This is a genomic window from Luteipulveratus halotolerans, assembly GCF_001247745.1.
Lineage (GTDB): Bacteria > Actinomycetota > Actinomycetes > Actinomycetales > Dermatophilaceae > Luteipulveratus > Luteipulveratus halotolerans.
In genome coordinates this window covers 1,203,618-1,217,045 of record NZ_LAIR01000002.1, presented here as the reverse complement: position 1 = coordinate 1,217,045, position 13,428 = coordinate 1,203,618, and the positions used below count along the sequence as shown (strand labels likewise).

Genomic DNA, 13,428 nt, shown 5'->3' with positions numbered 1-13,428 from the left:
ATTGCTCAACAACGGGTTACGGTCAACGCCATGGACTTCACGCCCTCCGCCCGCGCGACCGAGCTCACCGAGGCGGTCCGCGCGTTCATGCAGGCCGAGATCGAGCCGGTCGAGGAGCAGTACCACCGCGACCTCGCCGCGGCCGACGACCCGTGGACGCCGCTCCCGGTCGTGGCCGAGCTGCAGGCGAAGGCGCGTGAGCAGGGGCTGTGGAATCTGTTCCTGCCCGCCGGCCACGGCGACGCGTACGCCGAGAAGTACGGCACGACAGGCGGCACTGGCCTGTCCAACGTCGACTACGCCCCGATCGCCGAGCTGACCGGACGCTCCTTCCTCGCACCCCACGTCTTCAACTGCAACGCACCCGACACCGGCAACATGGAGGTGCTGCTGCGCTACGGCAGCCCCGAGCAGCAGCGCGAGTGGCTCGAGCCGTTGCTGCGCGCCGACATCCGCAGCGCGTTCTGCATGACCGAGCCCGACGTGGCCTCGTCCGACGCGACTAACATGGCGGCGACCGCGGTCGTCGACGGCGACGAGATGGTCATCAACGGCCGCAAGTGGTGGTCGACGGGTGTCGGCCACCCGGACTGCGCGATCCTGATCTTCATGGGCCTCACCGCGCCCGACGCCGACCGGCACTCCCAGCACTCGATGGTGCTGGTGCCTCGCGACGCGCCCGGGGTGAAGGTCGAACGGCTGCTGAGCACGATGGGCACCCAGGACCCGCCGCACGGGCACGGTGAGGTGTCGTTCACCGACGTACGCGTGCCCCTCGCCAACGTGCTGGCCGGGCCCGGGCGGGCCTTCGAGATCGCCCAGGGTCGTCTCGGCCCGGGGCGCGTCCACCACTGCATGCGACTGATCGGCCTCGCGGAGGCGGCGCTGGAGCTGGCCTGCCGCCGCGCGCTGGACCGGACGGCGTTCGGCAAGCCACTGGCCAACCTCGGCGGCAACCGCGAACGCATCGCCGACGCCCGCATCAAGATCAACCAGGCACGTCTGCTCGTGCAGCACGCCGCCTGGCTGCTCGACACCCAGGGCCCGCTCGGCGCGTTCTCTGCGGTGAGCGAGATCAAGGTCGCCGTGCCCACCATGGCCCAGGAGGTCATCGACATGGCGATGCAGCTGCACGGCGGCGGTGGGCTGTCGGAGGACCTCCCGCTCGCCGGCGCCTGGACCAACGCCCGTGCGCTGCGCCTGGCCGACGGACCCGATGAAGTGCACCGTGGCGTCGCGGCACGCCTGGAGCTGATGAAGTACGGAGCGAAGCGATGACCGACAACACCCGCACCCTCATCACCGGCGCGAGCTCGGGCCTCGGCGCCGAGATGGCCCGCCAGCTCGCCGCCCGCGGGCACGACGTCGCGTTGACCGCGCGTCGTACGGACCGGCTCGAGGCCCTCAAGACCGAGATCGAGGCCGCCCACCCGGGCCGGCGCGTGCGCACCCGCGCACTCGACGTCAACGACCACGACGCGGTGTTCGCCGTGACGCGCGAGGTGGCCGCCGAGCTGGGCGGTCTCGACCGGTTCGTCGTCAACGCCGGGCTCGGCAAGGGCACGCCGCTCGGCACCGGACGTTTCGACGCCAACCGCGAGACAGCCATGACCAACTTCGTCGGGGCGCTGGCCCAGATGGAGGCCGCGATGGAGGTGTTCCGCGAGCAGAAGCGCGGCCACCTCGTGGTCATCTCCTCCATCTCGGCCCTGCGCGGGATGCGCCGTGCGATGACGACCTACGCCGCATCCAAGGCCGGCGTCGCGAGCCTTGCCGAGGGCGTGCGCTCGGAGGTCATCGGCCGTCCCGAGCTCGACATCGACGTGTCCACGATCTTCCCCGGCTACATCCGCTCCGAGATGAACGAGCACGTCGAGCAGGAGCAGAAGATGATGGTCGACACCGAGACCGGCGTACGCGCCATGGTCGAGGCCATCGAGGCGCGCAAGGCCAAGGCGTACGTCCCGGCCTGGCCGTGGGTGCCGATCGGCACGGCGATGAAGGCGCTGCCCCTGTCCGTCGTCCGTCGGATGGTCTGAGGCGATGGCCGCTGACGACGCGCGGGAGGTGCGCGCCGAGGACTCCTTCGACGTCGACGCCGTCGCGAGCTGGTTGCGCGAGAACGCCTCTGACACCACAGGACTCGAGGACATACCGTCCGTACGCCAGTTCTCCGGCGGCGCGTCCAACCTCACCTACCTGCTCTCGTACGCCGACCGCGACATCGTCCTGCGACGCCCGCCGGGCGGGCGCAAGGCCAAGAGCGCCCACGACATGCGGCGCGAGTTCACGATCCAGGACCGCCTCGCGGACTCGTTCCCGTACGTGCCGCAGATGGTCGCGTTCTGCGACGACGAGTCGGTCATCGGCTCTGACTTCTACGTGATGCAGCGCCTCGACGGGCTGATCCCGCACAAGGAGATGCCGGCCGGGGTGGACCTCTCCCCCGGCCAGGCGCGCACCCTCGGGCGCAACGTGCTCGACGTGCTCGTCGAGCTGCACGCCGTCGACCCCGGTGCGGCCGGTCTGAGCGAGCTCGGGCGCGGCACCGGGTACGTCGCTCGGCAGGTCGCAGGCTGGTCGGACCGCTACCGCAAGGCGCGCACCCGCAACGTGACGTCGTTCGAGAAGGTCATGGCGTGGCTCGATGCCAACCAGCCGCCCGACGCACGAAACTGCTTGATCCACAACGACTTCCGGCTCGACAACGTCGTGCTCGACCGTGCCGACCCCACCCGGGTCATCGGCGTGCTCGACTGGGAGATGGCGACCCTCGGCGACCCGCTGATGGACCTCGGCGGGTCGATGGCGTACTGGGTGCAGGCCGACGACAACCTCGCGTTCCGGATGTTCCGCCGCCAGCCGAGCCACCTGCCCGGCATGCTGTCGCGACGCGAGGTCGTGCACCACTACTGCGAGCGCGCCGGCCTCGACGTGAGTGACCGCGAGTGGGCGTTCTACGAGGTGTTCGGGCTGTTCCGGCTCGCGGCGATCGCCCAGCAGATCTACTACCGCTACCACCACAAGCAGACCACCAACCCGGCGTTCAAGAACCTCTACCTCGCGGTCACCGCGCTCGACCTGCGCTGCCGCTCGCTCATCCGTCAGGCCGGCCGATGAGCGTGATCCTCCTCGTGCGTCATGGGCAGGCGTCGTTCGGCAAGCGCGACTACGACGTGCTGTCCGAGCGCGGTCACGAGCAGGCCGCTCTGCTCGGTCGTGCGCTCGCCGACCGCGGGGTCGTCCCGGCCCGGGTGCTGCACGGCGGGATGCGGCGTCAGCTCGACACGGCCGTGGGCATGGTCGAGGCTGCGGGCTGGTCGTCGACACCCGAGGCTGACGAGCGGTGGGCGGAGTTCGACCACCAGGACGTCATCGCAGCCCACCGGCCGGCGTACCGCAACCAGCTCGTCATGAAGGCCGATCTCGCGCGAACTCTCAAGCCCCGCAAGGCCTTTCAGGACGTGTTCGCTGCGGCGACCGCGCGCTGGGCGTCGGGCGAGCACGACGACTACACCGAGACGTTCGCGGCGTTCGCCGCCCGCGTCGGGGCCGCTCTCGACGGTGCTGCTCAGCAGGCGGGTACGACGGTCGTCGTCACCTCGGGTGGCCCGATCGGTCTCGTCACGAGTCGCCTGCTCACCGGGTCGCCCCAGCGCTGGGCATCGATCAACGCCACCACCATCAACACCGCTGTCACCAAGGTGCTCAGCGGTGCGTCCGGCCTGACCCTCGTGTCGTTCAACGGTCACGAGCACCTCGAGTCGACCGCCGACGCCATCACGTACCACTGAGATCCTCACTCCCCCAAGGAGATTCGCATGCGCGCAGCACAGATCACCACCCTCGGCGGACCGTCGTCCGTCACCGTCGGCGACCTGCCCGAGCCCGCCCGGCCGACGGATCAGGTCCTCATCGAGGTGCATCGCGCGGGTGTCGCCTACCCGGACGTGCTGCTGTCCCGTGGCGAGTACCAGTTCAAGCCCGAGCTGCCGTTCGTGCCGGGTGCCGAGGTGTCGGGCGTCGTACGCGAGGTGCCGGCAGGGTCGACGTTGACCGTCGGCCAGCGCGTCGCAGCGTTCCCGGCGTTCGGCGGGTTCGCCGAGCTGGTGCACACCGCTGAGGCGATGGTGCTCCCCCTACCCGATGACGTCGACCTCGACGCCGCCGCGGCGCTGCCGATGAACTACCTGACCTGCGTGTTCGGGCTCGAGCAGCGAGCGCGCCTCGCGGCCGGTGAGACCGTGCTCGTCCACGGCGCCTCGGGCGGCATCGGCACAGCCGCGATCCAGGTGGCCAAGAGCGTCGGCGCGTCAGTGATCGCCGTCGTGTCGACCGACGCCAAGAGCGAGGTCGCCCGGCGCGCCGGAGCGGACGAGGTCGTCCTGGCCGACGGGTTCAAGGACCGCGTCAAGCAGATCACCGGCGGGAGGGGTGTCGACGCGGTCGTCGACCCGGTCGGCGGGGACCGCTTCACCGACTCGCTGCGCAGTCTCGCCCCGGAGGGTCGACTGCTCGTCATCGGGTTCACCGGTGGCGACATCCCGACGGTCAAGGTCAACCGCCTCCTGCACAACAACACGTCCGTCGTCGGCGTCGGCTGGGGTGCGTACTGGCTGCCCCAGCCGCAGGTGCTGCGTCAGCAGTGGGACCGGCTGATGGAGCTGCGCTCGGCTGGGCACATCGACCCGCTGATCGGTGCGTCGTACGGCCTCGCCGACATCGGACAGGCGCTCACCGACCTGGACGAGCGTCGCGCCCAGGGCAAGATCCTGCTGCGCGTCGCCGGCTGAGCGGCACCATCGCTCGGACCGTGTCACCCGCCACCGGGCTGCTCGGACAGATCGACGTAGCGGCACAACGCGTTGACCGATCGCAGCTGCTGCGGCGTGTGCACCTCGGCCTCGAGCAGTGCCGGTGAGCCGACCACGACCGCCATGGCCTTCGCGCGAGAGACCGCGACGTTGAGGCGGTGCAGGTCGTAGAGGAAGTCGACCCCACGCGGCGCCTCGGCGGCCGAGGACGCGCCCATCGCGTAGATCACGACCGGGGCCTGACGCCCCTGGAACCGGTCGACCGTGCCGACCTGTACGCCATCAGGCAGGTGCGCGGCCAGCTGGGCGACATGTGCGTTGTAGGCCGCCACGACGAGCACGTCGTCGACGGTCAGACCGTGCTGATTGCCGTCGGCGTCGGTCCAGGTGCCGCGCACGAGGTCGGCGACCAGGGTGCGTACGGCCTCTGCCTCCTCGACGCTCTCGGCGGCGTTGCCATGGTGCTCGACCGGGACCCACCGCAGCCCGGCTCCGCTCACCCGTCCCGGCGCCCGGACGACCTGCCGGTCGCGGCCGTCGGCGGGCAGGAGGCGACCGTCGTACATGAGGTCGGAGACGAACGAGCAGACCTGCGGGTGCATCCGGAAGCTGCGGTCGAGGAAGACGCCTCGGTCGGCGGGGATCGTGTCGTGGCCGTCGAGCAGGTGGTCCAGAGCGGACGCACCGGCCCCGAAGGGGTGCGTCGCCTGGGTCGGCTGCGTCAGCTGCTGCGGATCGCCGAGCAGCACCAGCGCCCGAGCGCCCTGCGCGACGGCGACAGCGTTGGCCAGCGAGAACTGCCCTGCCTCGTCGATGACGAGCACATCGACGGCCTCGGCCATCGACTCGCGAGCCCACAACCAGGCAGTGCCCCCGACCAGGTTGATGCTGCCGTCGGACAGCCCGGCCTCGATGGCCTCGTTGCTGGAGACCCGGGTGATCCCGTCATCCGGTGGCTCCTCCGGGACAGGGGCCTTCTGCCATGCCGGGCGCCCCACACCGTGCAGGAGGTTCTCGATCACCGCGTGCGACAGCGCAGTCACCCCCACGGTCTTGCCGCTGTCGAGCAGCTGTCGGATCAGGGCCGACGCTGCGTAGGTCTTGCCCGTGCCGGGCGGACCCTGCACGGCCAGCACCTGCTGCCGCACGGTCGACCCCACGCGTACGACGACGTCCTTGGGCGTCTCGCCCTCGCGCGGCTCGAGGTCGCGGGCGCTCGGCACCGTCCGATCGATCAGCGCGGCGCCGAGCGGTCGGCCTCCGGCGAGGACCTCGTCGGCGCACCGCTGGATGGAGCCACGCAGGACCTCGTCACCGATCGGCCCGGGCGGGCCGAACCCGCGCACCTGCTTGGGCTCGAACCGCGCGCCGACCTTGAGGTCGACCCAGCCCTCGACCGGGTCGAGCTCGAGCGCCTCACCGACGCTGTCGCCTGAGTCGACGTCGTGCAGCCGGCTACCGACGCGCAGGCCGCAGTCCTGCGCCGGGAAGGGGTAGCGCCACCGCTTCGAGGTCGCCCGACCGGTCTTGCTGAGCACGTCCTCGACGAAGACCGGCCCGCCCGCCCGACCGATCGCGGTGCCGTCAGCCACGATCTCCTCGTCGGTCATCGCGCCGTAGCGGAAGAACGCCCACCACCCCGGTCGCGCCTCCCGCCGGTGCCAGCCGACGCAGCCGGCGAGCAGGGAGTGGCCGGCGTCGAGCAGGCGTTCGGACAGCTCCGCCTCGGCCAGCTCGCCCTCACTGACCTCCTTCAGCGGCGGTGGCGTCGGTCGGCTCAGGGCGACCCCGGTGCCGGCGAGCTCGGAGCGTCGCTGCTCGAGCCACACGTGCAGGTCATGGGTCGAGCGCACGTCGTCGCGGTTGTAGCTCTCGATCGCGTCGAGGATCGACTGGTCGCCGTCGGTCAACCAGCGCTCGTAGTCGACGACGGAGGTCATCGCATCGGCGACCTCGTCGTCACTCTCCGCCGTACGGGTGTGGCCCCAGTAGAAGTCCTCGAGCTTCTTGATGGAGTACGAGGGCTTGCTGATGCGCAATCCCTGCTTGACCACGGCGTAGAGGTCGACGAACCGCTCAGCGCGCAGCAGCTGGTCGAGCTCGGCCTCGCGCGTCGCATGACGCGCAGTCATGCGCTGCAGCGCGGTGACCTCGTAGGGCGCGTAGTGGTAGATGTGCATGCCGGGGTCGGCGGCCCATCGGCGCATCAGGTCGTCGATGAGGTCGGTGACGAGCTTGCCCTCCTGCTCGAAGTCGTGAGCCCACCACGAGCTGAACGTGCCCGAGCGCTCCCACAGACCCGCCAGGTATTCGTGACCCGCGCCGTCGGCGGCCCACGGATCACCCTCGAAGTCGAGGTAGACGTCACCGCCCGCGGGCTCGGGCAGACGTTGGAGGCCTTTGCCCGGCTCGGGTGGGAGGAGGTCGTACGCCGCCTGTCCCGCGTCGCGTTCGCGCACCTGCAGCCGCGCCTGATGCAGCAGGCGGTCGCGCGTGAGCGGGCTGAGAGCGTCACCCACCTGCTCGGGAGTGGCTTCGGCGAGCTGGGTGAGGGTGGCAATCCCCTTGGACCGCAACGCCATTCGCTGGTCACCCCGGAGACCCGCCACCTGGACGAGGTCGTCCTCGGCGACCCACTGCTCCTCGCACACCGTCTGCCAGCGGCACATCACGCAGTGCGCCACCGGTGCGGGCTCGGTGCCGGGCGGTGCCGCGACGACGCCCTCGAGCCGCTCACGGATCCGCCGGGCGTAGGAGGCCACGTCGACCAGCCGCCACGGGTGCTCCTGCTTGTCGCCCGTCACCACGACGAGCTGCTGGGGCGCGACACCCTGCAGGCTGGTGAGGCGTTCGGCGTACATCGCCATCTGCAGGAGCGCCGGCACCTTCAGCCGGCGCGCGAGCTTGGTGTCGGCGATGTCGTAGGACCACGACCCGAGGTCGCTCGGGATCTCGCGGCGCAGAAGGAAGTCGGCGTGCCCGACCCACACCCCGTCGAACAGTGTCGCCTGGTAGATGACGTCGGCGCCGGAGCGCATCGCCTCGACCGTCGCCGCCTCGGCACGCACTCGGTCACGGTCTGAGATCTCGGTGACGCTCCGCCCGCGCTCACGCAGCTGGGCGAGGTAGTCGCGCTCGTGCGAGATGCCCTTGGCGAAGACCAGCTTGAGAGCGTCATCGGCCCCTTGCGGCCGACGCTCACCACGGTCGTCGCTCAGCCACTGCAGATCGAGAGTGGTGATGTGCGGGCACGCGACATGCTTGGTCAGGTCTGTCGGGCTGAGGACGATGCGACCGTCGACGCGCTGCATGACGCCACTGTGCCAGCGACCTCCGACACGTCCGTCCCCCGGTCAGGGGCCGTCGGCCTCGAACCGTCCGTCGACCACGACGCGCAGGTCCAGCGGAGCCTGCCCCGGAGCCGCGAGTCGTCCGGAGGAGTCCTTGAGAGCCCAGCGCACGACGCAGACGCCGGCGACGTCGGGGGCGGTCACGCCGACGCGTACGTCGATCCGCGCTCCCGCAGCCACGGTCGGCAGAACGATGCGCTCATCGGTCTGACAGGTGTCGGACCGCTGCGGGGCGTCCATCCGCTCGAGGTAGTAGGAGTGCCAGGGTCGGCTGCTGACGTTGCGCAGCCGCCACACCTTGGTGACCTGCTCGTGGGTCGCCACGCTCGCGCAGTCTGGCAGGGTCACGTCCTGCTGAAGCGTCCACACCGGCGCGGCGACCGGCGTACTCGTCGACGGCCGACATGCGGAGACGCCGTGCTGGGCCGCCGGCGCTGCCACCGCAGGGGCCGCCGCAGCGGACGCCGTGGCCTCGGGCAGCACCCCACCGACCACGACCAGGACCGCCAGCGTCGCCGCGGCACCGACGACCGCAGCGAGGACAGGTCCTCGTGAGCGCACCCACCAGCGCAGCACGGGCTCGGGGTCAGCGGGCTCCTCGAGCACCATCTGCGGTGCCGGGGCTTCTTCGACCGGGACGGGGGCTGCTGCGACCGGGATCGGGCCGCTCACCGGGCTCACCTCACGGGCGCGCGCCCACCGGTCCTCCCAGTCCTGCGGCTGTGCACCACAGGCGAGGACGAACTGCTCCGTCGTCGCCCAGGTCGGCATCCGTACGCCGAGAGTGGCGTCGTGCAGGGTCGTGTGCGAGATGCAGCCCGAGCGGCGAGCCATCTCCCGGTACGACGGAGAGCCCGCCGCCGCACGAAGGTCGATCAGGTCCTCGACGAACGTCCGGACCGTGTCCTGCTCCACCTCGTGCTGCACCCGCGCCACTCCCTCACCGATGTCGGACGACCCTCCGCGAGTCGCACTCGAGCGGTCTGACGTCGCCGGCGCCCAGGACGATCCCTCGGGTCTCGGGGCTCACGCCGCCGCGGGCGTCAGCGTCCGTTGTAGGACACCAACAGCCAGATCAGGCAAACTCCGGAGCCCGCTCGCCGCCTGGAGGACGCAGCAGCGCGGCCATGTCAACAGCCAGCTCACCGTCGAACCACTGATGGCCTCTGAGCACGCTCTTCAGCGAGACGCCCTTCCTCGGATCGACGCGATCGGCGAACAACATCTCCGGGCGATGACACTTTGCACAGTATTTGTATACAACCAACGGCGACATCTCGACCATTCTGCTACCGGTCGAATAATAGAACTTTCCCTCTTCGAGCGGCTCGACGTTCGTCATCTGCGCAGCTTCGAAATCGGGGTGGTCGTTCATCGCGCGTCCAAGGTCTGCCCTGAATGTTCCCCTGCGACTCTCGAACTTGACATCTCGCACCAACAGCCACGGCACGCTTTCCAGAAAACTCGTCTTCCTCAGAGCGTTCTCGATCAGCGGCAACCCCTCCGCAAGTCGCGCGGCAGCCTCACCTCGGGTAGTCGGACGACCGCCATGGGCGCTGAGATTTCGTTCCTGCAAGAGCATCCTAAGGCTGCCAATAGCGGATTTAGAATCACTCTTTCCGAGGCTCTCAATAAATCCAGGAATCGCGACCTCAGAATCTCCCAGCGCCATCGCCTTCGCGGCCGAAATGGTGATCTGGTGCCAGTGCCCTTGAGATACACCGCGAGCGAAGAATGCGTCGGCCAGCTCGGAAAGCGCAGAACTTTCCGGATCCTCGGCTGCCAGCCAGGAGGTCGAAACGACTCCCAAGCACGCCGAAAGCGCCTCACCGAGATCCAGAAGTAGACGATGCTGCTCCAGCGGGTCCGAGTCGGTCTGCATCGCCCTAGCCAACGAGGCGACCGGAAAAGGACTGTGCTCTCGGGCTCTACGCAGCTGCTCCGACTCTCGTGGCCCTGATCCCGAGAACGACGACATCTGTGTCGGTGTCTCGGACGTCGTGCCCGGCGGAACCGCCGACGCAGGCGTCCTCGATGACTGGAACGCTTGGCGTTGCACCGGCCGCGATGGTTCCCGCGGGGACGGGGCCTCAACCCCAGGCGACTCGACGGGCCACGACGATGTCGGCACCGGCGTAGATCCCGGCCAGGAGCTCTGCCCAGGACTCGCGAAACCAGAAGTCGAGGAAACCGCCCTCGAGTCCGCTCTCCGGGAGCGAAGCGCCCGAACTCCTCGGCGAAGCAGCGCCGTGATAAATCCAGGGATCAAGGCGCCGAGTAACCAGTAGTAGAGAGCGTTGACCCAGGTCGGAGCAGTCTGCTCGACTCCTTCAGCAGGAAAGATGGCCGACATCTCGAATAGCGCCGCCCACGCGACGGTCCACCAGAACGTCCAGTCGCGCAGAAGCGGCCGGTCGTAGACCCCTAGGTATCGGTGCTGTACTTGGGCCATTTCCCGTCCCCTTCTCTCGCGGAACTGTCAGTCATCCTGGCTCATGAGTGCCGCAGCACCGACAGCTCGGCACGCAGGTTGGCGCGGGCGGCATGCTCCCACCGGTCCTGGCCGTAGGCAGTGGCGAAGACGTTCGGGCGCTCCAGCAAGGACGCCAGCACGCGCGCACGGCCCGCGGCGAAGTCGGGGTCCGGCACGGCGGCGTACTCACGTCGGACGTCGGCGGCGTACTCGGCGTAGCGCTCGGGCGCCGTGGCGAGGATGGCCAGGTCGGCGTCGTACAGCACTGCAGCGGAGACATCCGTCGGATCACTGTCGTGGTCGGCGGTGCCCCGCACGAGGCGTGCGACCTCGGAGACCGTCGCACGGGACAGACCTGCCGACGACAGCCAGGCCTCGGCGCACCGCGCCGAGGCCTCCTCGTTGCTCACGTGAGTCGCGGAGCCGGTGGCGTAGACGACGTCATGGAAGTACGCAGCCAGCGTCACGACTGGTTGGTCGACGCCGAGATCTGTTGCCTCCGAACCGATCTCGGTGATCCGAGCAAGCACCTCGTCGAGATGGCGGACGTCGTGATAGCGCCGCCACGGCTGCTCGTACGCCGCGATGACCCGCTCGCGCAGCGCGACCCCGTCACCCAGCGGCCACCGGCGACGTACGCGATCGGCCGCGTCGGTCATGTGCGGTCGCTGTAGGTGATCTGCGTGTGCAGGTGCCCGTCGGCCACAGTGGCCTCGATGGTCGCGAGGCGCCGCCCGACCGGCTGGTTGACCAGGGGCGCGGCGAGGGCGTTGAGCTCTCGGACGAAGCCCTTGCCAACCAGCAGCGGCCGCCCGTCCGAGGCGAGCTCGACGCGTGCGACCCGCTGCAGGTCATCGAGGCGGACGGTCGCCATCACCTGGTCGGCGTCCGCGCCCTGCCGGTCGACCTCGTCCGCGCATGCCTCGCCGATCTGGTCGACCAGGGCGAGCAGCGCGGTCGGGTCGAGCGGCTCCTCGCCGACACCCGCTCGCTCGATCTCCTTGTTCTTGTTCCAGAAGCCCACGGGGACACCCTAGGGACGCCGGACGCCCGCGCGCTGCAGATCCGAGCCGTCGTTTCACCCAGAGTGCACCGCACAGTCACTCCCGAGGAACGACACCGACCTTGACTGGCCGGCATGGACCTTTCCCGCAGAAGTCTCCTGATCGCGTCGGTCGGCACCGGCGCCGCCTCCCTCCCGTTCGCCGCGCAGGCCTCGTCGTCCTCGCGGACCAGCACATCCGCGTCCGACCCGTTCACCCTCGGGGTGGCATCCGGCGACCCGACCGCCGACGGTGTCGTCCTGTGGACCCGTCTGGCCACCGACCCTCTTCATGAGTCGGGACTCGGCGGTATGCCGTCTCGTCCGGTCGCTGTCCGCTACGAGGTCGCCACGGACGAGCAGTTCCGACACGTCGTACGCAGGGGTGCCGTGACCGCACGGCCCGAGTCCGCGCACAGCGTGCACGTCGAGCTGACCGGACTGCTCGCGGGCCGGGAGTACTTCTACCGTTTCCGGACCGACCGTCACCTGAGCCCGACCGGTCGTACCCGCACGACCCCTGCCGCCCACGAGATGGCGTCCGCCCTGACGATGGCGTTCGCGTCGTGCTCGCAGTACGAGCACGGGTGGTTCACGGCCTACCGACGCCTCGCGGAGGACGAGCCGGGTCTGGTGCTGCACCTCGGCGACTACCAGTACGAGTACAAGGCGGGCGTCTACCAGGGCCGCGGCGGCAACGTGCGCGACCATGCCGGCCCGGAGACGGTCGACCTCGCGAGCTACCGCCAGCGGCACGCTCAGTACAAGGCCGACCCCGACCTGCAGGCCGCCCACGCGGTCGCGCCGTGGCTGGTGGTCTTCGACGACCACGAGATCGACAACAACTGGGCGGCCGACGTGCCCGAGAACACCAAGCCCGACGAGGGCAACGACTCGACCGCCCGCTTCCTGGCCCGTCGCCGCGCGGCGTTCCAGGCCTACTACGAGAACATGCCCTTGCGTCGCGCGAGCATCCCGAGCAGCGACGGCATCAAGATCTACCGCCGCAGCACCTGGGGCCGGCTCGCGACCTTCCACATGATGGACACGCGTCAGTACCGCGACGACCAGGCCTGCGGCGACGGCTGGAAGCCCAACTGCGATGCGCGGCTAGATGAGTCGCGCACGATCACCGGTCCCCTTCAGGAGCGGTGGCTGCTCGACGGGTTCCGCGCCTCGCGCGCCCAGTGGGACGTGCTCGGGCAGCAGGTGTTCTTCGCCGAGAAGGACCGCAACGCCAGCGCCGAGGTCACCGACGTCTCGATGGACGGCTGGGACGGGTACGCCGCCTCACGCCGACGCATCACCCAGGGCTGGGTGGACGCCGGCGTCCGCAACCCGGTCGTCCTCACAGGTGACGTGCACCGCAGCTGGGCCAACGACCTCAAGGTCGACTACCGCGATCCTGACGCGCCCGTGGTCGGCTCGGAGCTGGTGTGCACCTCGATCACCTCGACCGGTGACGGCGACGGCTCGACGACCGAGCCGACCATGGCCATCAACCCGCACCTGAAGTACTACAACGACGACCGGGGCTACGTCCGTACGCGCATCACACCGCGGTCGATGACCGCCGACTTCCGGGCGGTCACCACCGTGGCGACGCCGGGCGCCTCGGTGGCGACGCGGGCATCGTTCGAGCTGCTCGACGGGCAGCGCGGCCTGCAGCGTCGCCTCTGAACGCCACGGGTGGTGCGGCCTCACCGGAGAGCCGCACCACCCGTGGCAGACTCGGCGCAACGTCGTCGA

11 protein-coding genes are annotated in these 13,428 nt (G+C 69.8%); 6 read left to right on the top strand and 5 right to left on the bottom strand.

All coding sequences use genetic code 11. From position 1 onward, the window contains the following. Positions 1–30: 30 nt before the first annotated feature. The 5 genes from VV01_RS06340 to VV01_RS06320 are packed head-to-tail and all read left to right on the top strand — an operon-like array spanning position 31 to position 4,793. Positions 31–1,278 carry an acyl-CoA dehydrogenase family protein gene (locus VV01_RS06340; RefSeq protein WP_050669152.1) on the top strand — a complete coding sequence of 416 codons (1,248 nt, stop codon included), beginning with the start codon at positions 31–33 and terminating at the stop codon, positions 1,276–1,278. Next, on the top strand, positions 1,275–2,039 hold the full coding sequence (locus tag VV01_RS06335) for an SDR family oxidoreductase (protein WP_050669151.1): 765 nt from the start codon (positions 1,275–1,277) through the stop codon (positions 2,037–2,039). The genes VV01_RS06340 and VV01_RS06335 overlap by 4 nt, the downstream gene beginning before the upstream one ends. A gap of 4 nt (positions 2,040–2,043) precedes the next feature. Further along, a complete protein-coding gene (locus tag VV01_RS06330; protein WP_050669150.1) occupies positions 2,044–3,120 on the top strand; it encodes a phosphotransferase family protein in 1,077 nt (358 codons plus the stop codon). Next, positions 3,117–3,794, top strand: coding sequence for a histidine phosphatase family protein (locus tag VV01_RS06325; protein ID WP_050669149.1), 678 nt, complete (start codon positions 3,117–3,119; stop codon positions 3,792–3,794). Before VV01_RS06330 ends, VV01_RS06325 begins: the two co-directional genes overlap by 4 nt. A 27-nt stretch (positions 3,795–3,821) precedes the next feature. Beyond that, a complete protein-coding gene (locus VV01_RS06320; RefSeq protein WP_050669148.1) occupies positions 3,822–4,793 on the top strand; it encodes an NADPH:quinone oxidoreductase family protein in 972 nt (323 codons plus the stop codon). 23 nt (positions 4,794–4,816) lie between these two features. On the opposite strand, the gene VV01_RS06315 is transcribed toward VV01_RS06320, so the two are convergent. From VV01_RS06315 to VV01_RS06295, 5 genes are all read right to left on the bottom strand, one after another. Next, a complete protein-coding gene (locus VV01_RS06315; protein ID WP_050669147.1) occupies positions 4,817–8,125 on the bottom strand; it encodes a TM0106 family RecB-like putative nuclease in 3,309 nt (1,102 codons plus the stop codon). Between the two features lie 42 nt (positions 8,126–8,167). Further along, positions 8,168–9,091 (bottom strand): NBR1-Ig-like domain-containing protein, encoded by a 924-nt coding sequence (locus VV01_RS06310; protein ID WP_157508764.1) that lies wholly within the window; start codon positions 9,089–9,091, stop codon positions 8,168–8,170. A gap of 148 nt (positions 9,092–9,239) precedes the next feature. Next, complete coding sequence (locus tag VV01_RS23225; protein ID WP_157508763.1) at positions 9,240–10,046, bottom strand: hypothetical protein; 807 nt, start codon at positions 10,044–10,046, stop codon at positions 9,240–9,242. Between the two features lie 611 nt (positions 10,047–10,657). Then, positions 10,658–11,296, bottom strand: coding sequence for an HD domain-containing protein (locus VV01_RS06300; protein WP_050669144.1), 639 nt, complete (start codon positions 11,294–11,296; stop codon positions 10,658–10,660). After that, positions 11,293–11,661: a hypothetical protein gene (locus tag VV01_RS06295; protein WP_050669143.1), complete on the bottom strand. Its 369-nt coding sequence runs from the start codon at positions 11,659–11,661 to the stop codon at positions 11,293–11,295. Before VV01_RS06295 ends, VV01_RS06300 begins: the two co-directional genes overlap by 4 nt. A 114-nt stretch (positions 11,662–11,775) precedes the next feature. On the opposite strand from VV01_RS06295, the gene VV01_RS06290 reads away from it, so the two are divergent. Further along, complete coding sequence (locus VV01_RS06290) at positions 11,776–13,359, top strand: alkaline phosphatase D family protein (RefSeq protein ID WP_050669142.1); 1,584 nt, start codon at positions 11,776–11,778, stop codon at positions 13,357–13,359. The last annotated feature ends 69 nt before the right edge of the window (positions 13,360–13,428 follow it).

Excerpts from the sequence above, each read along its gene's own strand:
- VV01_RS06340 (WP_050669152.1), top strand. The coding sequence starts at position 31 with ATGGACTTCACGCCCTCCGCCCGCGCGACCGAGCTCACCGAGGCGGTC.
- VV01_RS06335 (WP_050669151.1), top strand. The coding sequence starts at position 1,275 with ATGACCGACAACACCCGCACCCTCATCACCGGCGCGAGCTCGGGCCTC.
- VV01_RS06330 (WP_050669150.1), top strand. The coding sequence starts at position 2,044 with ATGGCCGCTGACGACGCGCGGGAGGTGCGCGCCGAGGACTCCTTCGAC.
- VV01_RS06325 (WP_050669149.1), top strand. The coding sequence starts at position 3,117 with ATGAGCGTGATCCTCCTCGTGCGTCATGGGCAGGCGTCGTTCGGCAAG.
- VV01_RS06320 (WP_050669148.1), top strand. The coding sequence starts at position 3,822 with ATGCGCGCAGCACAGATCACCACCCTCGGCGGACCGTCGTCCGTCACC.
- VV01_RS06315 (WP_050669147.1), bottom strand. The coding sequence starts at position 8,125 with ATGCAGCGCGTCGACGGTCGCATCGTCCTCAGCCCGACAGACCTGACC.
- VV01_RS23225 (WP_157508763.1), bottom strand. The coding sequence starts at position 10,046 with ATGCAGACCGACTCGGACCCGCTGGAGCAGCATCGTCTACTTCTGGAT.
- VV01_RS06300 (WP_050669144.1), bottom strand. The coding sequence starts at position 11,296 with ATGACCGACGCGGCCGATCGCGTACGTCGCCGGTGGCCGCTGGGTGAC.
- VV01_RS06290 (WP_050669142.1), top strand. The coding sequence starts at position 11,776 with ATGGACCTTTCCCGCAGAAGTCTCCTGATCGCGTCGGTCGGCACCGGC.